Genomic DNA, 23,018 nt, shown 5'->3' with positions numbered 1-23,018 from the left:
CGCGGCCCGGCGCTTCAGCGCGAAAGGCCGTAGCGCTGGCGGAGGGCTCGATCCTCGTTCTGGAGCGCCTCGGCACGGGTGCGAAGGGTGTTGGCGCGGCTGGCGACGTTCGCGAGCGCGCCAGCGGGATCTGACGACTCCATCGCGCTCTTGAGCGACTTGAGCATCTCCAGGGCGTCGTCGAGGCTCCCGAGCGTCTCCCTGTGGTGGGCAGCGCACGCCTCGGGTGGCCTGAGAGCGGCGAGTCGCTGTCTCGCGGCCTCGGAGTCCCGAATCATTCCGTCGAGCCCCGAAGTATCGCCGCGAGCGAGGGCCGCCGCCATCTCACCCGCGATGCTCTCCGCTCCGCCGCTCACGTTCGCCGGCTGGATCTGGTCGACGGCATCGAGGTACTTCGCGACGGACGCGGAGGCCGGATCGATCGCGCCCGGGGAATTGCCCATGGCCGGGGCGTCGAGGGTGGCCGGCGGCATCGGAGCGAGAGGGGACTCCCGCGAAACGGTGCGATCCGCGGAGAGGACCGGGACGGTCTGCGAGGCCGGATACGCGCCGAGGGGGTCCGAGCCGAGCGCCGCCGCCGGTGTCGGCGCCAGGGTCGAGCCTCCTGCCGACCGCGTCTCGGGGCTGTAGGCAGCGGCCTCGCGGGCTCGCGCCGGTCCTTCCGGGGGCGTGCTCGGGGCGGAAGAGCGGCCGAGCAGGAACGCCACCGCGAGGAGAGACCCGGCGGAGACGGCGACGAGGCCGATCAGCAGACGCTTGCTCACGTGGACCTTCTCCATCGTTCCTCCGGCCCGCGCCGCTCAGCGTGCGGGGAGAGCGTCCGCGAGATCGACGTACGCGGCAGCACCCGGCGGCCTGGTCGTTCCGGCGAGCCAGAGGCGGACCGGGGTCCGGGGTCCCACGGTAACCCCGAAGCGGCCTTCGTCGTCGGCGATCTTCTCGGCGAGCCAGGACCGGAACTCGTCCAGGGCGGTGAGATCGGTCTCGTCCGGTGGCGAGTGGCGCGCGGAGGCGAGCGTCACGTGCGGGCGGAACGCCGCGTCGTACGCATCGGGCTTCTTCAGCTGGAGCCGGTTCAGCTCGCCCTTGGCGGCGACGAGGGACGTCGTCCAGCCCTGGGGAGCGCCGTGCATCTCGACGGCAACGACGTGGCCGGTCAGACCCATCCGGACGACCTCGGGCTGGAGCGAAACCGCCTCTCGCGGTCCAACCAGCGCGAGGGCCCGGATCGTCTCCAGGTCCTCCAGCTTCCAGCCTGCGCCGATGTAGACGATCGTGATGTGGAGGTCCTCCACCTGCGTGAGGCGCAGGCCTGGAAAGCGACTCCCGGCCTCGGCGAGGAGCTTCGACCACGCGGCCCCGAGCGGCGTCGCGGCGCAGGGGATCGTCGAGAAGAGAGACCCGCCCGGGTGCCTCACGACCGCGGGCGAGCCCACGGCCGGAGCGTCCCGTACGGAGCACGACGCCGCGAGCCCGAGCGAGGACGCGACGACGAGAATCGCCGTGGCCGTCCGGACGGCGACGCGGCCAGGGCTTCGATGGCTCATCGCGGCTCGTTCAGAAGACCGGACCGAACTCCCCGTCGCGCATGAGGGCGACGGCGGTGCCGTCGTCGAGGTGCAGGTCGACGCTCAGGGGCAGGACGTCGGGCTGCATCTCCGGCACGTAGACACGGTCGATGTGGACGACGGCCTCCGGGGATGAGAAGGCGTCGGGGCCCACCTGGCCGCCGAAGTGCTCGCTGCGGCCGAAGGCGATGTGCAGCCCGAGCTTCTCGTCGAGGAGGACGGAGCCGATCGGCTTGACGCCGAACGCGGCGAGGACGCCGAGGCCGAGCTCGGCGATGTTGGCGTAGGCCGGTTCCCTCGCGAGAAGAGCGGCCTCCCGGGCGGACTCCGGCCCTTCCGTGAGGACCCCGATCGCCTTGTTCTCGACGACGTGATAGCGCACGACTTCCGTGCCGAACTGCACTGGAAGCACACCTTCCGACCGGCTCGGGTCGCCCTCGCGCTCTCCCTCGTAGGGGACGATGTAGGACTCGCCGGACGGCAGGTTTCCCGCTACGCCACGCTTCGGGAGCAGGCCGCCGGAGGCGTGGCCGGTGCGGTGGCGGAGGTCGAGGTGAAGCTGGTCCTCTCCCTCGGGGTGGCGGAAGACGAAGTCGGCGCCGGTGGCCCGGTCGAGAAGGGCCTTCAGGATGTCCACGCGGCGGTTCACCTCGGTGTAGTCGAGCCGCAGGGCGGGAATCATGCCGGCGGTGAAGCCCGGCATCGTGGCGGCCCGCATCGGGTGTTTCCGCGCCGCCATTTTCAGGGGGGCGGTGGAGCTGAACTTCGTCACGGCCATGAGCATCGGGTGGGTGTCGAAGACCTCGGTCATCGGCACGGCGGCGGCCGGGTCGAGGCCGGCGGCGCTCGCCGGCACGGGGCCGCCCGCGTGGATCCAGCAGTGGCCGGGGAGGTCGCCGTTGTTCGTGTGGACGTTGGGATAGAGGAGGAGGTGCGTCTGGTATCCGACCGGCGCGGACTGCTGCCCGAGGAGCTCCGCCCACTCCGCCGCGATCCTGCGGCGGGCCGCCCACGCGGCGTCGTCCGGCACCTTCTCGTCCGGGAGGTCGACCATGATCCCGAGGAGCCGGTCCTCGGGGGTCGGCTGGAAAACGCGGGCAACGAGGGCGGAGAGCTCGGCGGCATTCAGGGTCTCTGGCATCACGGATCCCTCGCGCCGATGGTGCCCGAGGTCGGGGCGGGTGTCGATTCGAGCTGCCCTGTGGCGCAGCGGCCCCGACGAATCACTTTCGGGGAGCCGAGATCGAATCGAATCCCGTGATCCTCTGCGCGTCGCGCAGGCGCGGGCCACGTGCGGCGGCGAGGGTCGAGCCGTCGCGGGAGACGGCGAAGTCGAAGAGGAGCTGGTCGTCCCAGGCCGTCAGCTTCCGGGCGGGGCCGCCCCCGGTGGGCAGGAGCCAGACATTGGAACGATCGCCTGCCACGGTGTTGAGGTAGACGCCTTCGTCCCGCAGGACGAGGCGTGAGCTCGGGCTGGCCGGTTCGGTGGGGACGTCCAGGAGGAGCGGGCCTCCCTCGACGGGGCAGACGCCGAGACGGAGCTTCTCCGAGGAATCGGTGAAGTAGAAGGCGACCTGAGCACCGGAGGGATGAAGCGCGGGGCGGTACGCCGGCCCGTCGAAGACTGGCCTCGGGTTGCTCCCGTCGCTCGCGACCCGAACGACGCTGGGGACGCCCTTCACGAGCGCGCTGTAGACGAGGAAGCGGCCGTCGCGCGAGACCTCGAAAGGAACGAAAAGCGCGTCGCGGGCGACGACGCGGCTGGTCGATCCGCCCCGGTCCAGGGCGTGGATCTCGACGCCGGCCCGGCCCCGCACCGCGAAGAAGACCGTCCCGTCGTCTGCGACGGACGGGTAACCGGTCTGGCCTCCTCCCGGCAGCGCGAACAGCGGGCCGCGATCCGCACCTTCGAGGCCCGCCATCCAGAGGCCGGAGACCTCGCCGACGTCCGAGGTGTAAACGAGCTTTCCCTCGGGCGAGAAGGCGACGCCGCCGAGGCCGTCGGTCAGGGCCCGCGTCATCCGCCGCACTCGTCCGGAGCCGGCGACGGGCGCGGACCAGACCGTCGAGGAGACCGCGCCCGCCACGGAGACGAGGGTCCGGCCGTCGGCGGTCAGCGAGATGATCCGGCGGTCGTTCAGGTCGTTGGTCACCTTCCGGACCTCGCCCCCGGGGAAGGAGACGGACCAGACCTGTGTGTTCGGCTGGTCGCTTCCGCGGGCGATGACGAGGAGAGAGCGTCCGTCGGGGAGCCAGCCGCACTGCGCGGCGACTTCCCAGCCCGGGTCGGCGAGCGTCGTGACCTTCCCGTCCTCGACGGCGACGAGAGCGAGGCGCGAGCGGCTCTCCGCCCCGGCACCCCCCCGGACGCCGATCGCGGTGGCGATGAGGCGCCCGTCCGGCGACCACGAAGGGCCCCCGTAGAAGATCCCGGCGACGATCTCGGGAAAGCGGAAGGTCGCGAGCGCCTTCGTGTTCGACCCGTCGCCGTCGGCAACCACGAGCGATGTCTCTTCGGCGGTCGGGTGCCGCTGGCGTACGAAAGCGATCCGGCGACCATCGGGGGAAAAGGTCACCGCGGAATCGATGTCGCCCAGGAGGCGCCTCGGGGCCCCGCCGAGCGTCGAGATCGAGAAGAGGGCGCCGCGCGGCTCGGCGTCGCTGCGATGCGAGAAGTAGATGGCATTCCCGTCCGGCGTGAAGGCGTGCCCCCAGTACGCGACGGGCTGGTCGGCCACGAGGCGAAGCGTCTGGCCGCCGGCGACCTGCTGGAGCCAGAGGCTCTGGAGGCCCTGGTCGGACTCCACGTAGACGACGTACCGGCCGTCGGGGGAAACGGAAGCGCTGATGACGTTTCCGGAGTTCGTGACGGGCGTGATCCGGAGCGCGGTGTCCCGGGCGTGCTCCGCCGGGGAAGGGGCCGTCAGCCGGGCGAGGCCGAATCCCGCGGCGATTCCAGCGGCGGCCGCGAGGGGGAGAAGCCACCCTGCGCGGCTCCTCGGGGGCGCCTGCATGGCGATCGCGGGGACGGCCTCGCGAGCCGGGTTCTCGAGGGCGAAACGCGCCTCGCCGATATCTCGGAGGCGCCGCTTCGGGTCCCGCTCGAGGCACCGCTCGAGGAGCCGCCGGTCGGAAGCCGCAAGGCCTTTCGGCAGGAGGCTCCAGTCGACGTCCTGACGGAGCACCGCGGCGAGCGTGTCGCTGACCGTCTCGCCCGCGAAGAGCCGGCGCCCCGTGAGCATCTCGTAGAGAAGGACGCCGAATGCCCAGATGTCGGCGCGCCGGTCGACGGGCCTGCCCCTCGCCTGCTCGGGTGCCATGTAGCCCGCGGTGCCGAGGATGACGCCCATCTGCGTTCCGGGCGTCGCGGTGAGGGTGGGGGAGTCGAGCATGGTCGGCGAGCGGCCGTGGTCGGCCGCGGATGCGCCGGTGCCCACGGAGTCCATTGCCTTGGCGAGGCCGAAGTCGAGGACCTTCGCTCGGCCGTCGGCGGTGAGCTTCACGTTCTGGGGCTTCAGGTCGCGGTGGACGATTCCCTTCTCGTGGGCCTCTTCCAGCGCCTCGGCGACCTGGCGGGCGATCGTGCGGACCTCGTCGAGGGGCATCGGCCCCTCCTCGATCCGCTCCGCCAGCGTCGGCCCCTCGACGAGCTCGAGGACGAGGGCGCGCGTTTCGCCGCTCGTCTCGAGCCCGTAGACCTGGGCGACGTTCGGGTGGTTGAGCTGGGCGAGGAGCCGCGCCTCCCTCTCGAAGCGCGCGAGCCGGTCGCGGTCCTCGGTGAAGGTCGCGGGCAGGACCTTGAGCGCGACGTCGCGTCCGAGCGTCGTGTCCCTCGCGCGCCACACCTCGCCCATGCCGCCCTCGCCGAGCTTGCCGGTGATCTCGTACGGCCCGATGCGGGAGCCGGGTGCGAGCGTCACGGCGTCGCCCCTTCCTTCGCGAGCGATTTGCGCCAGGCCTCGGCCTTCGCCGGCCGGCCGGTCTTCCCGTAGAGCGCGGCGAGCGATTCGACGGGACGGAGCAGGGCCTCGGCACCTGGCCCGAAGGCCGCGAGGAGGATGGCGTGGGACTCGAGGAGCGCGGCTTCGGCCTCGGGGTAGCGCTCCAGGCCGGCGAGGGCGTCGCCGAGGGCCTGCAGCGTGAAGCCGGTGCCGAAGAAGCCCGGAGGCTGGACCTTCCTCGAGGTCGCCACCGCCCGGGAGAGCAGGACCTCTGCCTCCCGGTACTTGCCCTGCACGGTGTAGAGGCGGCCGAGGTTCGTCATCGTGACGAGGAGATCCGGGTGCTCGTCGCCGAGGAGACGCCGGGACGTCTCGTAGTCCTCGAGGTAGAGCCGTTCGGCCTCCTCGAGGCGCCCCATGCGCCGGTAGAGGACCGCGAGGTTGTTGATCGACTCCGTCGTTTCGGGGTGCTCGTTGCCGAGCCGCTTCCGGCGGCCGGCGAGCGCCCGCGTGGCGGCGGATTCGGCGAGGCCGTGCTTGCCGAGCCGGATGAGGGTCCAGGCGTAGTTGTGGAGGAGCGTCAGCGAGTAGGGGTCTTCTTCGCCGTGCCTCACGACCTGGGCCTTCACCGCCTCGGCGAAGAGCGCCTCCGATTCCTCGAGCCGCTCCGCGTCGCCGTAGAGCAGGGCGAGGTCGTTCATCGCCGAGAGGACCCGGTCGTCGTCGGGCGCCAGCGTCCGGCGCCGGCTCTCGAGGACGGCGGACAGGAGCGGCTCGGCCTCGGCGAGGCGGCCCTGGTGGAGGTAGAGGGTCCCGAGCTCCTGCACGACGTCGAGGGTCGTCGCGGCGTCCGGGCCGAGGAGCCTCTCGCAGGTCGTGCGGGCCGAAAGGAGCGGCTCCTCGGCGCGGTCGAAGAGGCCGAGCCGGTGGTAGGTGGCGCCGATGGAACGGAGGAGCTCGGCGGCCACGAGGGGCTGGCCGGCGAAGCGCGTCCGCGCGGCCTCGAGGGCGCGCGCGAGGACGCCTTCGTCGAGGAGGCCGAGCGCCGTGTCGGTCAGGTTGACTCCGGCGAGGGCCCCATCGAGGCCCCCCAGCGCCGCCGCGACTTCCGCGTCCGTCGCCCCTCGCCCGCGGCGGCTCTTCTCGAGGCGGGAACGCAGGTCGCGGCCGAGCGCGGACCCCATGCCGCGGGCGTCGACGCCGGCGAGCATCCCGCGCTGGAAGTCGGCCACTTCCTGGAGGTCGTGTCGCGCGGCCTCGGCGGCGCGCCTCTGGGCGGCTTCGCGGACGGCGAACGTGGTGGAGGCCGCGACGCCGACGACGAGGGCCAGGAACGTCGCGGCGATCCCTGCCACGAGGACGCGGTTGCGCCGCGCGAACTTGCGCAGCTGGTAGGCCGCGCTCGGCGCCCGGGCGAGGATGGGACGCGACTCGAGGTAGAGCTGGAGGTCCTCGGCGAGTGCGGCGGCGCTGGCGTACCGCCGGTCGGGCTCCTTCTCGAGCGCCTTGCCGACGATCGTCTGGAGGTCGGCGTCGGGTGCCCGGGGGCCCTTCCAGGCCCGGCGCAGGGGCGCCGGAGGCTGCTCGCAGACGATGCGGATCGCGTCGAGAAGCGACGAGCTCTCCGTGTCGTACGGCCTCACCCCCGTCAGGGCCTCGTAGAGGACGATCCCGAGGGCGTAGACGTCGGAGCGGACGTCCACGGCGCCCGGGTTGCCGCGCGTCTGCTCCGGGCTCATGTACGGGATCGTTCCCCGGAGCGTGCCGATCTCGGTGACCAGCGTCGGGGCCGCGACGTCGGAATCCGTAATGCGGGCCAGCCCGAAGTCGAGGACTTTCACGGCGGGCAGCTCGCCCGCCGTGCCGGAACCCTCGCGGTCCGGCACGACGATGTTCGACGGCTTCAGGTCGCGGTGGATCACGCCGCGCTGGTGGGCGTAGTGGACCGCGCGGCAGATCGAGACGATCAGCCGCAGGCGGAGGCGGATCTCCTGCGCGTCGACCGGACCGCGGCGCGCGCCGAGCCAGGCGTCGAGCGTCCGCCCCCGGACGAGCTCCATCGCGAAGAAGTGCTGGCCGTCCTCGGTTCTCCCCGCGTCGTAGATGGCGCCGATGTTCGGGTGGTCGAGCCTGGCGAGCGTCTCGATCTCCCGCCGGAACATCGTGACGCGCCGCTCGTCGACGTAGCTTCCGCCGCGGATGACCTTGAGTGCGACCCGTCGGCGAGGCTGCTGCTGCTCGGCTTCGTAGACGGTCCCCATCCCTCCCTCGCCGAGAACGCCGAGGATCCGGTACGGGCCGATCGCCTCGGGCGGAGCGACTCGCCCGGATGTGGCGGGGCTCGATCCCCCCGACCGCGGGACACCGTCGACCGTCGGCGCGTCGGCGAGCGGCAGCGCGTCGATCGTGTCGACGTCTTCCAGAAACCCGGCGCCCGCGCCGTCGTTCGTTGTCTTCTCGTCAGCCAAGCCGGGCGGATTCTACGGAGAGGGGCCCTGGGAATCACAATCCTGCCGTCGTCCGTGCCGCGAGGCCGTATCGTCAAGACTGAGGAGACCAGGATGCGCTATTCCCGCCGCCTCGCTCTCGCCCTCTCGATCGCCGCGCTCCCGGCCCTCGGGGCTTCGCCCGCAGCGTCGCCCGGGATCGCCGACCTCGCGTTCCTGGCGGGCTCCTGGGTCGTCGAGAGCGGCGCGGTGCGCGTCGAGGAGCAGTGGCTCTGTCCCGGCCCCGACGGCATGGTCGGGATGGGCCGGACGACGAACGTGGCGAAAGAGAAGACCGTCTTCTTCGAGTACCTGCGGATCGAGGCGCGCGCCGGCGGTCTCGTCTACGTGGCGCAGCCGAAGGGAGGGCCGGCCACGGAGTTCCCGCTCGTTCGGCTCGGGGCCGGGACCGTCGTCTTCGAGAACCTCGCGCACGACTTCCCGAAGAGGGTCGTCTACACGAAGCGCGCGGACGGGGGGCTCACGGCGCGCGTTGAAGGCGACGCATCGAGCCCGGAGAAAGCGGAGGAGTTCCCCTACCGGCCGGCCGGGGCCGGATGCCGGTAGATGGGCAGTCCCCTGTTCAACGAAAAACGGAACTGACCCCCAGGTTCAATTCGCGAGGCCGAAGTCGAGGACCTTGACCTTCCCGTCCACGGGGGCCTTGACGTTCTGGGGCTTGAGGTCGCGGTGGACGATTCCCTTGTCGTGCGCCTCCTCCAGCGCCTCCAGGATCTGCCGCGCGATCGTGAGGCTCTCCTCGAGGGAGAGCGGGCCGGCCTCGAGCCTCTCGGCGAGCGTCGGCCCCTCGACCAGCTCGAGGACGAGCGCGCGCGTGCCGCCCGACTCCTCGAGCCCGTAGATCGAGGCGATGCTCGGATGCTGGAGCTGGGCGAGGAGCTGGGCCTCGCGCTCGAATCGCGCGAGGCGTTCCGGGTCCTCGGTGAACTCCGCCGGAAGCACCTTGATCGCGACCTCGCGCTTCAGCTTCGTGTCGGTGGCGCGCCAGACCTCGCCCATCCCGCCTTCGCCGAGCTTGCCGGTGATCTCGTAAGGGCCTACGCGGGAACCGGGAGCGATCGTCATGGGAAGAACCTCGCGGGGGCCGGGAGCAACTCGTCGCGCTCGGAGCGGGTGTCCCGCGCCCGGCACCCCTCGCTCATCCCCTTCGCGCCGGGAGGGGCGACGAACGGGCACGGGCCGAACAGGCCTTTGGAATGGCTTTTCGACAAGCGGGGCGGATTCTACGGACGAATGCTCCCGAATCACGAAAGCCGGTGCAGGTGCGGTTCGAGGACCAGCCCGCTCGGGGAGTCCGGTGCGAGAATCGTTCCGTGAAGCCACTCTTGCCGCTCGTCGCCGCGTTGCTTCTCCTGTCGCCGCCGGCCGTGGCTCAGGACGATCAGGGCGCGCCTCAGCCCGCCATCCGGCCGCGCTCCGGGCGCTTCACCTACGGTGGCTCCGTCGGATTGGGAATCGGCAGCGCGTCGTGGGGCGTGTCGCTGCGGGGCGAGGTGGGATACCTCGCGACGGACCGGCTCTGGACCGGGGTCTCGGGGCGTTTCCAGTGGACGCACGACGACTATGGTCCGGAGACCTACGATTCCGTCGACTACGGCGTCGGGGCCTACGCCCGCTACTTCGTCGTCGACCGCCTCTTCGCCACGACCGAGTGGGACTGGACGAGCTACGAGGTCCGGTCGACGGGTCCCTCAGCGGGCCGGGAGAGCTTCTCGAGCTTTTTCGTCGGCGGGGGCTATGGGCAGCCGCTCGGTCCCCGGAGCCTCTTCCTCGTCGAAGTGCTGTACGACGTGACGGGAAACGCGCGAGGGCTCTACGACACCCCCTGGGTGACCCGCCTCAGCTTCGCGACGGGATTCTGATTCGAGCCGGAATTACCTCTGCGGCTCGAACTCGGCCAGCCAGATGTCGGATTCGTCGGTGCTCTCGTGCCAGGCCAGAAAGCGCCCGTCGCTCGAGAGGCATGCCGAGCCTATCTCTCCCCGTTCGGGGGCCGTGACGAGAGTCCGGACTCCGCCCCCCTCGAGGTCGAAGAGCCGGATCTCGCGTTTGCTCACGAGGAGGAGCCTGCGGCCGTCCGGGAGAAAGTGGAGAGCTCCGGCGTCGCCCGTCGGGACCCGCCGGTAGGAGCGTTCCTCGACGCTGTAGACGGCGCCGCCCACCGGGTTGGCGGCTGTCGAGTAGAGCGCGCCGGCGATCCGGCGGCCGTCGGGTGAGACCGAGGAGGGCCAGAAATCGAGGCCGGCCTCGTCGAGCGGCGCCAGGAACTGCGGATCCCCCACGGCCCTTCCGTTCGCGACTTCCAGCAGGAACGGCCCGTCCGCATCCGTGTTCCCCGCGGCGAGCCAGCGGCTGTCGGGGGACCAGGACGGCTGGAATACGCTCGTCGTCCGTCCGGGCAGGACCTCGGAGAGACCGCTGCCGTCCGGGCGGATGAGGGCCAGGCTTCCCGTGAAGCGGTCCGTCTGGAACGCGATCCAGGCTCCGTCGGGAGAGAACGCCCCCTGACGATCGCGGTGCGGGCCTTCGGTGAGCTGGCGCATCGTCCCGCCGGGCTCGACGAGGACGAGGCGCTGGGGGAAGCCGGAATCGTCGAAAAGCAGCGTGGCGCCGTCCGGGGAGAGGGAGACGGGGCCATTGGCCTCGACCGTCCCGAGCGGAGCCTCGCGGGGAGATCCGGCGAGCCTGCCGGCGGATGGATCGAAGGGCGCGATGCGGACCGTGGTGCGGACGTTGCGGTCGACGAACGCGATCCGGCGGCCGTTCGCCGACGCCGAGAGGTAGCCCACCCAGCTCGAGGGCGCCGTGACCGGTTCCGGCTCTCCGAGCGGCCGGCCGGTCGCCGGGTCGAGGGCGATGCGCCAGAGGTTCATCGTCCCGCCGCGGGAGCTGGCGAAGAGGAGGGCACGGCCGTCCCCCGACCAGTTCGGGCTCCAGTCGACGTGCGGGTCCGAGAGGAGCCGCACGGCGGCGGCCGGGCCGGACTGCGAGCCGTCGGCCGCCACGGTGAAGAGGTCCCGGACGGAGGTGTCGTCGACGAGACCCCAGAAGGCGACCCGACGCCCGTCCGGCGACCAGCTCGGCTCGACGGCGTCGTGAGACGACAGTAGCCGACGCTCGCCCGTCCCGATCCTCACCGCGAAGAGCGGGCTCTTCGTGATTCGGGAGGTCGGGCTCCGGAGCTTCTCGCTGGCGACCGCGACCTCCGTTCCGTCAGGGGACCAGGCCGGGGCGTAGCCCAGGTCGGTGACCTTCCGCGCCGACTCGCCCGTCGCACCCATAACGAAGATCCCTCCGCCGGCGCACTCCGAGCGGTAGGCGATGCGCCGGCCGTCGGGTGAGAAGGCGGGCTCGTCGTCGTCGTCCCTGCAACCCGCGGTCAGGTTCACGGGGTTCGTTCCTCCGACCCGTTGCAGGAAAACGTCCCGCTGGCCATCGACCTCCTTGACGTAGGCGAAGCTCTCTCCGTCGGGCGAGAGCGCGGGGGCCATCTCGCCCCCGGCGAGAAACGTCAGCTGGCGGAAGGAGGCGGGCTGTTTCGACGAGGGAGAGGTCCCGGGGCCGCGGCGTATCGACCAGAGGTACGGCACCGTGACGAGGAGGCCGAGGAGGAAGGCGGCGAGGGGGACGGCCGCACGCCGGGCGAACGAAGAGTGCGGCGTTGCGAGCGGCGCCGAGGACGACGTCGCCGCCGGCGGTTGCCACCGCCCCTCGAGGACGTCCTCGATCACGATCCGGGCGTCGGCCACGTCGTGGAGCCGCCGCCGCGGCTCGCGCTCCAGGCAGCGGCGGAGGAGGTCGCCGACGGGCGCCGGCAGGCCGCGCGGGAGAAGGGCCCAGTCGGGGTCAGCGCGCAGCACCGCGGCGAGCGTGTCGCTCACCGTCTCCCCGGCGAAGAGCCTCTTGCCCGTGAGCATCTCGAAGAGCACGACGCCGAAGGACCAGACGTCGGCCCGCTTGTCCACCGGTTTGCCGCGCGCCTGCTCGGGGCTCATGTACGCCGCGGTTCCGAGGATCATCCCGGCCTGGGTCCCCTGGCGCGTCATCGTCGGGGAGCGGGAGGAGTCGCTCGAGTCGAGGCCGCCGGTGGCGTCGCCCGAGAGGGCCTTGGCCAGGCCGAAGTCGAGGACCTTGACCTTTCCGTCCGGCGTGAGCTTGACGTTGGCGGGCTTGAGGTCGCGGTGGACGACCCCCTTGCCGTGGGCCTCCTCGAGCGCCTCCGCGATCTGCCGTGCGACGGAGAGCGCCTCGTCGACGGGGATGGGGCTGCGGGCGATGCGCTCCGAGAGGTCCTCCCCCGGAACCAGCTCCATCGCAAGCGCCACGAGCCCCTCGCTCTCCTCGAGGCCGTAGATCGCCGCGACGTTCGGGTGGCCGAGCGACGCGAGGATCTGCGCCTCGCGCCGGAAGCGCGCGAGGCGTTCGGCGTCCTCGGCGAAGGCCGTAGGCAGGACCTTGATCGCCGCCTCGCGCCCGAGCTTCGTGTCGCGGGCGCGCCAGACCTCTCCCATCCCTCCCGCGCCGAGCCTGGCGGTGATCTCGTAGGAGCCGAGGCGGTCGCCCGGGGTGATCGTCATCGAGTGCCCAGGATCGCGGTCCAGTCGGTCAGGAGGGTGATCGGGGAGGCATCGCCCTCGGCGAGCGGCTCGCGCACGAGAAAGCGCGTGCCGTCGGCCGTGACGTCGTAGGTCCAGCCGGTGAACTCGATGATCGGGAACAGGGGCGTCGGGGCGCCGACAGAGATCGTGCCCGAGCCGGTCTCGATGCGCACCGCGGTCAGGACGTTGTCGGGCGTCTTGAGGAGGATCTCGCTTCCCGCCGGGTTCCACCGGGGCTGGGTGCCGCCCTCGCGCGAGACCTGCACCCTCGATCCCCCGCCGGGGAACGGCGCCACGTAGACCTCGTACCGGCCCGAGTCGTCGGAGGCCCACAGGAGCCAGCGGCCGTCGGGCGAGATCTGGCCGTAGGCGTCGTCGCGGGGCGTGGCGACGAGGACCTTCGTCTCGCCTTTCCCGTCCGACGGCCGGAGCACGAGGTCGGCGGAGGCCAGGCGGCCGCGGTCCTCGCAGGTCATCGCGGTCCCGTCCGGAGAGAACGACATCGGACCCGCGCTGTAGACGCCCTTCAACGCGAAGAGCGTCGTCTCCGCGCCGCTCGCGAGGTCGCGACGAACGAGGGCGGCACCCTCGTCGCCCGCCGAGCCGAAATAGAGGGTGCCGCCATCGGGCGAGAAGAGCGGGTCGCTCTCGTCGGAACCCTGTCGGGCGAGGCGGGTCTCGGTCCCTCGGGCGACGTCGTAGAGCCAGATGTCGGCGTCGCCCTGCGCGTCGTCCACCCGCGAGACCGCCGCCCACCGACCGTCGCGCGACAGGGCGAGGCCGCCGAACCCGGAGAGGTTGCCCGGCGTTCCGAGCTCGCCGAGGCGGCGTCCGGAGCGGTCCCTCCAGACGAGCCGGCTCAGGTCCCGCTGTTTTCCGGTGAGGAAGGTGAGAACGCCGGCCTCGCTCGCCGAGAAGACTCCGTAGGTGAAGCGGCGATTGAAGAGGAGGTCCTCGACGAGCACCTTCGGCTCGCCCGTGAGCACGAACCCTTTCGGGTCGAGCCCCTGAGCGACCAGGGCGCCGTCGCGGACGTAGAGGAGACGGCCGACCGCGGGAATCGCGTTCGTCGCGACCCCGAGGAGCCGCCGGGCCGGCGCGGCCTCGCCGAGCCTGGCGATCATGACCGCGCCGGCTCCCGAGCCGATGCGCCCCGAGCGGTCGAGGTAGACGAAGTGCTCGCCGTCCGGCAGGAAGTGCGGGAACCGGTGGGTGCCGGTCCCTATCTCTTCCGCCGAGCCCGTCACGGCCCGTGCCACGCCCCCCCGATCGGACATCGCGAGGAGCGGGCCCGTGGCGAAGGGCGCGAACACGATCGTTCCGTTCGGGCTCCAGGTGCCGCCGCGCGCGTCGCGCGCCGGGGCGAGACGCGCGATGGCGCCTCCCTCCGACGAGATCGTCGCCAGGTCGCTCCAGGTGAAGAAGCCGATCCTCTGCCCGTCGGGAGACCAGAACGGCCGGTAGCCCTCCTCCGTGCCGGGGAGCGGACGCGCCGCCGCGGTCCCGAGGTCGTGGACCCAGATCCGCATCGGGCCGGACCCCTCGCGCGCGCCGAAGGCGACACGCCGCCCGTCGGGGGAGACGGCCGGCATCCCGGCGCGCTCGCCGTCCAGCTCGATCGAGACTCCGGCCGGGAGCGGCAGCGTGGCGCGGATGACGCGCGGGGCGGCGGGCTCGACCGCGCCCCGTCCGATGAAGAGGCCGGCCGCCGCGAGCGCCGCGACCGCGGCGAGGGCCCAGGCGACGACCTCGCGCTTCGGGCTGCGGGCGGGTGTCGGGGCGCATCAGCGCCTTCGTCCGCGACCCCCGCCTCGAGGTCGGCGAGGACGAGCCGCGCGTCCGCCGCGTCGTGCAGCCGGTTCTTCGGGTTGCGTTCGAGGCACCGGCGCAGGAGACGCCGGAGCGCCGGAGAGGACCCGGCCGGCAGCTTCGCGAGATCGATCTCTCCTCTGAGAACGCCGGCGAGCGTGTCGCTGACGGTGTCGGCGGCGAAGAGCGACCGGCCTGTCAGCATCTCGTGGAGAACGACCCCGAGCGCCCAGATGTCGGCCCGCTTGTCGACGGCACTTCCGCGCGCCTGCTCCGGCGCCATGTACGCCGCCGTCCCGAGGATGACGCCGAGCTGCGTGCCGTGGGCCGCCGTCATCGTCGGCGAGTTCATGAGCGTTGGCGAGCGCGCGAGGTCGGCGGCGGAAGCGCTCCCCGCGGGCGGGTCCATCGCCTTGGCGAGGCCGAAGTCGAGGACCTTGACCGTTCCCTCAGGTGTGAGCTTGACGTTGGCGGGCTTGAGGTCACGGTGGACGATCCCCTTGTCGTGGGCCGCTTCCAGCGCCTCGGCGATCTGCCGGGCGATGGATATGGCCTCTTCGAGGGCGACGGAACCGCGCTTCATCCGCTCGGCGAGGTCTTCGCCCTCGACGAGCTCCATGACGAGGGCGCGAACGCCGCTGGACTCCTCGAGGCCGTAGATCGAGGCGATGTTGGGGTGCTGGAGCTGGGCCAGGACCTGCGCCTCGCGTTCGAAGCGGGCGAGACGATCGGCGTCCCCGGCGAACGCCTCGGGGAGGACCTTGATCGCGACCTCGCGCCTCAGCTTCGGATCGGTCGCCCTGTAGACGACCCCCATCCCGCCCTCGCCGAGCGGGGCGGTGATCTCGTAGGGGCCGATGCGGGAGCCGGCGACGAGCGTCATCGAACGCGGCGGATTCTACGGAGTGTGGTTCCCGGAATCGCAATCCCCGTGTAATCGGAACGGAGCTCAGAGAGAGGGGCGGTTCGACGGCGATCCCGGCGGCGCCGTCCCTCGGGCTCGTCCGCGAAGGGCCGCGTCCGCGAGAACCGCGAGCGCCGCCGCCATCGGGAAGACCATCGGGTGGAGGAAGCGAAATGCCGAGGCGATCCCCAGCAGCACGGTCGTCGCGAGGAGCCCGGAGCTGACGAGAGCGAGGAAGAGGACCATAGGGCGGATCTCCCGGCGGCAGAACAGGGCCGCTGCGGCACAGACGAGCGGCGTGAGCGTGAGGAGGGGATACCCGTGGCGGCCCGCCGTGTGCCATCTCCTGGCGGGCGTCTCCCCGGGCGGAGCCGCCGAGGCGGCGCCAAAATGCTCTCGGACGAACGTCACCATCGGGCTGTCGGGCGGGTTGTACGCGCCCTGCTCGACGTGGGTGCGCACGATCCGGGCCGGGTCTCGCTCCCAGTAGGCGAGCGTGTTCCGCCACGCCACGCCCAGGACGCCGGCCGGGTAGCGCCGGAGGGCGCGCAGCGCGGTCTCTTTCGCGACCCCGTTCGCCCGGGCCGCGTCGCCGCCGAGCGCCTCCTCCAGCTGCGCGCAGAAACCCTTCGGCCTCCACCTGTGGAACTCGCGCTCGGGCATCGTGCCGAGCTCGGGCGGTGAGGCTGCGAGCCGCTCGAGGAGGGCTTTCGCCGCAGGGTCGCTCGCATCCTCCGGGACAAGGACCTGCCACCAGGCCGAGACGAGGAAGAGCCCATCGGCGTACTGGTAAGCGGGCGGGCGATTGAAGAGCCGGCCCATGAGGTGCTGGTAGGAGAGGTGGGCGAGGCCCGTCGCCAGGATCGCCACCGCCGCGTGGAGAGCCACCGCCCGGAGACGCCGCGGCCGGCTCTCACCGACGGCCTGGTTCCCGAGGGCGTAGAGGAGGGGAAGGGCGACCGTTCCGACGAGCGCAATCGGGGCGTAGACGGTGCGCAGGCTGACGAGCGCGATGCCGGTGAGGGCGTGCAGGGCGAGCGTCCCGGGGCGCGGGCGACGCAGGTAGAGAAACGCCAGCGCGACGTAGAGGGCGAGCCCCAGGCCCGCGAAGGACTCGGTCAGGACGAACCGCTCCTGCAGGACCTGGAGCGGCTCGAAGGCGAACCCGAGCACCGCAGCGGCCGCCACCGCCCCCCCGATCGCGAGGTCGACGACGAGGACGCGCATCAGCAGGCCGCAGGTCGCCGCGCCCGCGAGGGCCTGGACGGGCACGAGCCACGGGAGCGAGCCCGTCCACACCACGAACGGCCGGATCAGCAAGCCGTAGGTCCACGACCGCTCATCGGGGAGGTGCCCCTCGACGGCGGTCCTGAGGTGTGTCCACGAGTCGCCCCAGAAAAGGAGCGGCGTGGAATCGACGGCCACCTGCGCGAGCTTGATCGCGATGGCGACGAACGTCATCGCGATCACTGCGTGCCGGCGGGCGAGAGCAATCCCGGCGCGCATCGGAGCGAGTGCACGGTGGGACGGCGGCCTCGTCCTCGAGGCCCGCTCGCCCCTGGTCCCTGAAGCGCTCATGGAAGGGCGTGAGGTTAGCAGGGGTAGTGCGCACGATTGACGCCACCTGGGCTCGACAGGATGAGATAGTCCGTTCTGTGCACGCTGAACCGAGTTCGAGGCTGACGCTCCGTCACGATCCGCCGGCCCGCCGGCCGCGCGGGATCCTCCCGTACGACTTCGCCAAGGTCGGCTTCTTCCTCTTCGGCATCCCGCGGAACGGGTTCGGCTCGATCGATGTCTCCAAGGAGTGCAACCTCCGGTGCTCGCACTGCTACTTCTTCGAAGGGGGAGACGGGGCCGCGCCCGCCTACGGGAACAGGCCCGAGCTTTCCGTCGACGAGTGGATCGCGAAGCTCGAGCACCTGAAGAGGAGCTCGTCGCGCCTGACGTTCCCGTTCTTCCAGTGCACCTGGGTGGGCGGCGAGCCGCTCATCCGCAAGGAGCTGATCGAACGCGGCCGGAAGTACTTCAGGTTCAACACCGTCGTCACCAACGGCACGATCCCGCTCCCCGACTGGCCGGACGTGAGCTGGTGCATCTCCATCGACGGCGACGAGGAGACCCACGAGCGGATCCGGCGCAAGAAGGGCATTTACAGGCGGGCCATGCGGAACATCGCCGAGAGGCCCAACCTGAGCGTCACGATCGCCTACTGCATCACGCGGGCGAACGTCGAGTGCCTCGAGCAGGCGGTCATCGACTGGTCCCGCGCGGGTGCCAGGGACATGACGTTCGACTTCTACACGCCGATCGGCGACATGTGCGACGGGAACGACGAGCTCTTCCTGCCGCTCGCCGAGCGGGACGTCGTCCTCGACAAGCTCCTCGCGCTAAAGGCGATCTACGGAGACTTCTTCGTCCTGCCCGAGCGCGCCTTCCGGATGATGAAGTCGGACGTCTGCCGGCAGGTGACGGACAACTGCCTCTTCTCCAGGAAGGCCTTCGCCTTCGCCCCCGACGGCGTGCAGAAGGAGAAGTGCATGATGGGGCCGAAGGCGGACTGCGACCGGTGCGGCTGCGTCGTGCCGTTCTACCTGGCGTCGCTGACCGACCGGAGCCGCATCCTGGGGGACCTCAAGGACGAGCTGGCCCACGCCGCGCGGCGGGTCGCCAGGGGGCTGTTCACCGCGGTCCCGGGGTGAGGGTCCGTGAGCCAGCCGGGGGCAGAACGGTGAGGACCTCTCGCGTCAGACGCTGACCGGGCTGACGCCGTGGTAGAGGTCAGACCTTTCTCGAGGCGAGGTACCGCTCGTCGAGCTCCGCGGCGGTGATCAGCCCCTCGCTCGTGCCCCGAAGGGTGCACGTGTGGCGGGCCGCGAGCTGACCCCGCCAGACCGACTCCTCGAGCGGGCGGCCCTCCAGGACGTAGCTCGTCAGGAAGCCGACCGCGAGCCCGTCTCCGGCTCCGTTGGTGTCGAGAACGGGCCGGTCGTCGGGTACGGGCGGGAAGCGCCGGACCTGTCCCGCGACTCCCAGGGCACATCCTCGTGCACCCATTCCGATCACCACGATCAGGCCTGGCCGCCGCGTCCAGAGCTCACCGGCCAGCCGTTCCGGCTCGTGATTGGCCGCCGAGCAGAAGACGATGTCGGCGGCCTCCACGAAGTCACGCCGGTAGGGGTCCGCCGGGTCGACGACGTCCTGAAGGTCGCACGCCACCGTGAGGCCCAGCTCGCGGGCGATCGGCAACACGTGCCGCGCCCAGTTCGGGAGGTTGACGTGGGCCAGGCGCGCGCCACCCATCACGGACCGGCAGAGCGCCAGGTCGGTAGCGAGCCCCATGTGGCCCTTGCCGTCGTAGAAGTTCTTCCGGCGCCCGTCGCGATACATGAAGTTGACGCTGCGGGCGGTCCCCTGCGGGTCGATGAGGAGCGCGCGGGTGTCGATCCCGTCGCGGGCGAGCGTGGCGCGGACGAGGCCGCCGTCGTGGTCCGCGCCGACGTGCCCGATGAAGGCGACCCGCCGTCCGAGGCGGGCGTAGCCGCGGCTCGCGTAGCCACCGGCCTGTCCCACCGTGTCGAGGTTCTCGGTGAAGTTCGCCTCGACGCTCCAGTCGATCTCGTCGCCGTAGGGGTAGACGCACGTGTCGACGCCGACGTTACCGACGACGACGACCTCCGCAGGGGGCGGAATTCTGCTCACCCTCGCCTCTCAGCTCAGTGCAGCGTGCGCTTCAGGCGGGACGTGTCGTAGCCCTGTGTCTTCAGCCGCGCGAGGATGCCCTCGTACGTCGCTTCGGGCATCGTCGGGGTCCTGCTCAGGATCCACAGGTAGTCCCGGCCCGGGTGGCCGACGACGGCGTAGTCGTAGTCGGCGCCGAGGTCGACGATCCAGTAGTCGCCCCAGAACGGGCGGAAGAAGCTCACCTCGAGCTTCGCGTTCGTGGCACCGTCCACCACGCGGGCGCGACCGAGCGCCGACTTCTCCGGTCCGTCGAGCGCGTCCTTGCGGCAGCGGTTCAGGACGTCGATGTCGCCGTCGGCCCGGATCGTGTAGGTCGCCGTCGTGGCGACGCAGCCCTTCTGGAAGCTCTGCGGGAAGCTGGCGATCTCGTACCAGGTCCCGACGTATCGCGCGAGGTCGACGTGGACGACCGTCTCGAGGGGCGGCAACCGGAGGCGTTTCGTCGTGCTCGCCGAGCACCCGGCGAGAGCGGCCAGCGTCGCGAGGATCGCCAAGGGTTTCATCGTCATTTCCTCACACGCAAATATACGCGCCGGGCCTTGCGTGCCGGGGATGCGTGAAGGAGAGTGAGACATGCCCGAGCAGCAGACCATCCTTCTCGTCGGTGGCACCGGGCGCACGGGTCGGCGCGTGCTACAGCAGCTCCTCGGCCGCGGCATGCGCGTTCGCGCCGTCGTGAGATCGAGCAGCAGGCTCCCTCCCGACGTCGCGGGGCACCCTGGTCTGACGGTCATCGAGGCCAGCCTGCAGTCGCTCTCCGACGACGAGTTGCGCCGCCACCTCGTCGGCTGCGACGCGGTCGTCTCCTGTCTCGGTCACGTGCTCAGCCTCAGGGGCGTCTTCGGGCCGCCGCGCGATCTCGTGACGCGGGCGACGACGCACCTCTGCCGAGGGATCGAAGCGCTCGGACCCGCGGCGCCGGTGAAGCTCGTCCTCATGAGCAGCGTCTCCGTCCATCGCCCACGGGGCCTCGACACGCGCCGGGGCTCTTTCGAGAGGGCGTTTCTCCGGGGGCTCTGCGGCGTCCTTCCTCCGGCCCGCGACAACCAGCAGGCCGCAGACTTCCTGCTCGAGAAGATCGGGCCGGACAACGCGTTCGTTCAGTGGGCGGTGGTCCGGCCGGACGCGCTCCTCGATGGCGAGGTCTCGGAGTACGCGGTGCACGAGGGCCTCGTGAACAGCCTCTTCGCGCCGGGCAGCACGAGGATGGCCAACGTCGCGCACTTCATGTGCGAGCTGGTGACGAACCCGGAGACGTGGGCCGCCTGGAGGTCCAGGCTGCCCGTGATCGTCGACGCCGCCGCGCCGGGCGCTGCCACGCCCTGACCGGCCTGACGTTCAGAGCGTGCGCGCGCCGTGGAAGGGCTGGCGGCCCGTCAGCTGCGGGAGGGAACGCCCTTCTGGGCCTTCGCGGCCTCGAGGGCCTCGAGATTGGCCTTCCACTTCGCGGCCTGGGCGCCGTGGCCGCGGCCCGGCTCGGCCTTGTCCCACGATCCGTAGAAAGTGACGAGAGCCTCGACGCACTTCTCGTGCCGGGCGGCGACGCCGGGCGCGGCCGCGAACACGCGTTCCGCCTCGAGGAGCTCCGGCTCGGCCTGGCGGAAGCGCCCGAGGCGGGCAAGGCTGCTGCCCAGCCCCTGCCGGGCCTTGGCGGCCGGCCAGAAGTTCTTGCCTTTCGTCCGCTCGTACATCTCGGCGGCTTCGCGGAGGCACGGCTCGGCCTCGGCGGCGTCGCCGCGCTCGAGGAGCAGGCCGCCCAGGTTCAGGAGGTCGGTCGCGGTGCTCGTGTGGCCGCCGGGGTAGAGGCGCCTTCGCATCGCCAACGACTCGCGGAACAGCGGCTCGGGCGCCACCAGGTCGCCGCGCTCCTGGATGAGGAGCGCGAGGTTGTTGAGCCCGGTCGCCACGTACGGGTGGTCGCCCGGGAAGAGCCGCCGCCGCATCTCGAGCGTCTCGCGCGCCAGCGGCTCGGCTCCCGCGAGGTCGCCGCGGTTCTTGAGGATGACGGACAGGTTGTTGAGGGCGCCCGCCAGCCGCGGGTGGTCGCCCGGGTAGAGGCGCCGGCTCATCGCGAGCACCTCGCGGAAGAGCTTCTCGGCCCCTTCCAGGTCGCCGGTGCCCCTGTTGCCACCGATCATCAGATTCGCCAGGTTGTTGAGGCTCTCGGCGACGTCCTGGTGGTCGCCGGGGTAGATGCGCCTGCGCATCTCCAGGGCCTGGCGGGCGAGCGGCTCGGCCGCCGAGGCGTCGCCCTTGTCGTCGAGCAGCTGCGCCAGGTTGTTGAGGTCGGTCGCGACCCGCGGGTCGTCTCCCGGGAAGAGCCGCCGGTCCATCGCCAGCGCCTCGCGGTAGAGCGGCTCGGCTTTCTCCAGCTCGTCCTGGTCGTTGAGCAGCTGCCCCAGGTTGCCGAGCGCTTCGGCGGTCTCCTCGTGATCGCCGTCGTGCAGCGATCGCGCCAGCGGCACGGCCGGCGCGAGCATCTTCGACGCCTCGTCGTAGAGGGCCAGCTCGCGGAAGACGGTGCCGATCGTCGCCCTGAGGCGCAGCTCGGCCTCCGGGGATCGCGCGAGGTCTCCCTTCTCGATCCGGGCCGCAGCGGAGGACATCATCTCCTGGAGCATCGTCGTGTCGCGCCCCCTGGCGACTCCCGGCTCGACGCCCTCGAGCATGTCCGCCATGAACTCGGCGATCCGTTCGGCCTTTTCGAGCTGCGCCCGCGCCACCCTCGCCTGCCAGGAGATCCCTGCGACGGCCACGAGCAGCGCGGCGACCACGAGGCTGGCCGCCGCCACCGGGACGCGGTGGCGCACGACGAACTTCCGGAACCGGTACGACGCGCTCGGCGGCGCCGCGGTCACGGGCTCTCCGGCGAGGTAGCGACGGACGTCCATCGCGAGGCCGCTGGCCGTCTCGTAGCGCCGCTGCCGCTCCTTCTCGAGCGCCTTCATCACGATCCAGTCGAGCTCGCCGCGGAGCATCGAGCTCAGCTTCCGCGGTTCGGTGCGGCGCCGTGCGGCAACGGTGACGAGCGTCGCGGCGGACTGGCTCAGGCGGCTGCTGGGGCTCGGCGGGTCGTCCTCGCGGATGATGCGGGCGATCTCCGCGAACGCGGCGGATCGCAAGCGGCGGGAATCGAAAGGCGTGCTGCCGGTCAGGAGCTCGTAGAGCAGCACTCCCAGCGCGTACACGTCCGTCCGGGTGTCGATGTCCATCGACCCCTCGGCCTGCTCGGGGCTCATGTACTCCGGTGTCCCGATGAGCTGCCGGTGCCCGGTGAACAGCGTCCTCTCGGTCAGGTTGCCCTCGGTGGCCTTGGCGATCCCGAAGTCGATCACCTTGGCCCGGGCCTGGCCGTCGACGACGGAGACGAGGACGTTCGACGGCTTGAGGTCGCGGTGGATGATTCCCTTCGTGTGGGCGTGCTGCACGGCGGAGCAGATCTGCACGAAGAGCTCCAGGCGCGCGGGGATCGAGAGCTTGTGCCGGTCGCAGTGGTCGGTCACCGGCTCGCCGTCCACCAGCTCCATCACGAAGTACGGCTGACCGGTTTCCGTCTCGCCCGCGTCCAGCACCTTGGCGATGCCGGGGTGGTCCATCATCGCCAGGGCCTGCCGTTCCTGCTCGAAGCGGGCGATGACCTGGCGCGTGTCCATCCCCTTCTTGATGACCTTCACCGCCACCCGTCGCTTCACCGGCTCGGTCTGTTCCGCCATGAACACCGAGCCGAATCCGCCCTCCCCGATGAGCTGCAGCAGCTTGTAGGGCCCGATCTGACGGCCCGTTCCTTCGGGAAGCAGGGTGTCGATCGTGGCGGCGGCCGAGAGAGGGACCGCCGGGTCGCTGGTGGTCGTCGCGGCGCCTGCGTCGGTGCTGCCGTGCGCTCGAGGTGCTTCCTCTCCGGCGGGATCGACCGCGTGCGGCAGGTCTTCGTCCTTGCTCATCACCAT

17 protein-coding genes are annotated in these 23,018 nt (G+C 71.4%); 5 read left to right on the top strand and 12 right to left on the bottom strand.

Annotated elements, in window-relative coordinates; all coding sequences use genetic code 11:
* Window positions 1–14 precede the first annotated feature (14 nt).
* From IPN03_23745 to IPN03_23725, 5 genes are all read right to left on the bottom strand, one after another.
* Complete coding sequence (locus IPN03_23745; protein ID MBK9376647.1) at window positions 15–764, bottom strand: hypothetical protein; 750 nt, start codon at window positions 762–764, stop codon at window positions 15–17.
* A gap of 36 nt (window positions 765–800) precedes the next feature.
* Window positions 801–1,547 (bottom strand): hypothetical protein, encoded by a 747-nt coding sequence (locus tag IPN03_23740; protein MBK9376646.1) that lies wholly within the window; start codon window positions 1,545–1,547, stop codon window positions 801–803.
* 10 nt (window positions 1,548–1,557) lie between these two features.
* Entirely contained in the window at window positions 1,558–2,709 is a 1,152-nt protein-coding gene (locus IPN03_23735) for a hypothetical protein (protein MBK9376645.1), read from the bottom strand.
* A gap of 82 nt (window positions 2,710–2,791) precedes the next feature.
* On the bottom strand, window positions 2,792–5,488 hold the full coding sequence (locus tag IPN03_23730; GenBank protein MBK9376644.1) for a serine/threonine-protein kinase: 2,697 nt from the start codon (window positions 5,486–5,488) through the stop codon (window positions 2,792–2,794).
* On the bottom strand, window positions 5,485–7,977 hold the full coding sequence (locus tag IPN03_23725; GenBank protein ID MBK9376643.1) for a serine/threonine protein kinase: 2,493 nt from the start codon (window positions 7,975–7,977) through the stop codon (window positions 5,485–5,487). The genes IPN03_23730 and IPN03_23725 overlap by 4 nt, the downstream gene beginning before the upstream one ends.
* A 93-nt stretch (window positions 7,978–8,070) precedes the next feature.
* Here IPN03_23725 and IPN03_23720 point away from each other — a divergent pair, with 93 nt between their 5' ends.
* Window positions 8,071–8,562 carry a hypothetical protein gene (locus IPN03_23720; GenBank protein ID MBK9376642.1) on the top strand — a complete coding sequence of 164 codons (492 nt, stop codon included), beginning with the start codon at window positions 8,071–8,073 and terminating at the stop codon, window positions 8,560–8,562.
* A 45-nt stretch (window positions 8,563–8,607) separates the two neighbouring features.
* Here IPN03_23720 and IPN03_23715 read toward each other — a convergent pair whose 3' ends face one another.
* On the bottom strand, window positions 8,608–9,081 hold the full coding sequence (locus tag IPN03_23715; protein MBK9376641.1) for a serine/threonine protein kinase: 474 nt from the start codon (window positions 9,079–9,081) through the stop codon (window positions 8,608–8,610).
* Window positions 9,082–9,329: 248 nt separating this feature from the next.
* Here IPN03_23715 and IPN03_23710 point away from each other — a divergent pair, with 248 nt between their 5' ends.
* Window positions 9,330–9,878 carry a hypothetical protein gene (locus tag IPN03_23710; protein ID MBK9376640.1) on the top strand — a complete coding sequence of 183 codons (549 nt, stop codon included), beginning with the start codon at window positions 9,330–9,332 and terminating at the stop codon, window positions 9,876–9,878.
* A 12-nt stretch (window positions 9,879–9,890) separates the two neighbouring features.
* Here IPN03_23710 and IPN03_23705 read toward each other — a convergent pair whose 3' ends face one another.
* Both IPN03_23705 and IPN03_23700 read right to left on the bottom strand, forming a co-directional pair.
* Complete coding sequence (locus tag IPN03_23705; GenBank protein MBK9376639.1) at window positions 9,891–12,593, bottom strand: serine/threonine-protein kinase; 2,703 nt, start codon at window positions 12,591–12,593, stop codon at window positions 9,891–9,893.
* Window positions 12,590–14,206, bottom strand: coding sequence for a PD40 domain-containing protein (locus tag IPN03_23700; GenBank protein MBK9376638.1), 1,617 nt, complete (start codon window positions 14,204–14,206; stop codon window positions 12,590–12,592). The genes IPN03_23705 and IPN03_23700 overlap by 4 nt, the downstream gene beginning before the upstream one ends.
* A gap of 179 nt (window positions 14,207–14,385) precedes the next feature.
* On the opposite strand from IPN03_23700, the gene IPN03_23695 reads away from it, so the two are divergent.
* On the top strand, window positions 14,386–15,360 hold the full coding sequence (locus IPN03_23695; GenBank protein MBK9376637.1) for a hypothetical protein: 975 nt from the start codon (window positions 14,386–14,388) through the stop codon (window positions 15,358–15,360).
* A gap of 12 nt (window positions 15,361–15,372) precedes the next feature.
* On the opposite strand, the gene IPN03_23690 is transcribed toward IPN03_23695, so the two are convergent.
* Window positions 15,373–16,833: a hypothetical protein gene (locus tag IPN03_23690; GenBank protein MBK9376636.1), complete on the bottom strand. Its 1,461-nt coding sequence runs from the start codon at window positions 16,831–16,833 to the stop codon at window positions 15,373–15,375.
* Between the two features lie 149 nt (window positions 16,834–16,982).
* Between IPN03_23690 and IPN03_23685 the strand changes: the two genes are divergently transcribed.
* Complete coding sequence (locus IPN03_23685) at window positions 16,983–18,029, top strand: radical SAM protein (GenBank protein ID MBK9376635.1); 1,047 nt, start codon at window positions 16,983–16,985, stop codon at window positions 18,027–18,029.
* Between the two features lie 79 nt (window positions 18,030–18,108).
* Here the strand turns inward: IPN03_23685 and IPN03_23680 are convergent, their stop codons facing one another.
* Together IPN03_23680 and IPN03_23675 are read right to left on the bottom strand one after the other, a co-directional pair.
* Complete coding sequence (locus IPN03_23680; GenBank protein ID MBK9376634.1) at window positions 18,109–19,020, bottom strand: carbohydrate kinase family protein; 912 nt, start codon at window positions 19,018–19,020, stop codon at window positions 18,109–18,111.
* A 23-nt stretch (window positions 19,021–19,043) separates the two neighbouring features.
* On the bottom strand, window positions 19,044–19,574 hold the full coding sequence (locus tag IPN03_23675; protein MBK9376633.1) for a lipocalin family protein: 531 nt from the start codon (window positions 19,572–19,574) through the stop codon (window positions 19,044–19,046).
* Window positions 19,575–19,644: 70 nt separating this feature from the next.
* Here IPN03_23675 and IPN03_23670 point away from each other — a divergent pair, with 70 nt between their 5' ends.
* Window positions 19,645–20,397 carry an SDR family oxidoreductase gene (locus IPN03_23670; GenBank protein MBK9376632.1) on the top strand — a complete coding sequence of 251 codons (753 nt, stop codon included), beginning with the start codon at window positions 19,645–19,647 and terminating at the stop codon, window positions 20,395–20,397.
* A gap of 50 nt (window positions 20,398–20,447) precedes the next feature.
* Here the strand turns inward: IPN03_23670 and IPN03_23665 are convergent, their stop codons facing one another.
* Window positions 20,448–23,018: a serine/threonine protein kinase gene (locus IPN03_23665; GenBank protein ID MBK9376631.1), complete on the bottom strand. Its 2,571-nt coding sequence runs from the start codon at window positions 23,016–23,018 to the stop codon at window positions 20,448–20,450.

This window comes from Holophagales bacterium, assembly GCA_016719485.1.
GTDB lineage: Bacteria > Acidobacteriota > Thermoanaerobaculia > UBA5066 > UBA5066 > UBA5066.
This window is presented reverse-complemented; position numbering and strand designations above follow the sequence as displayed.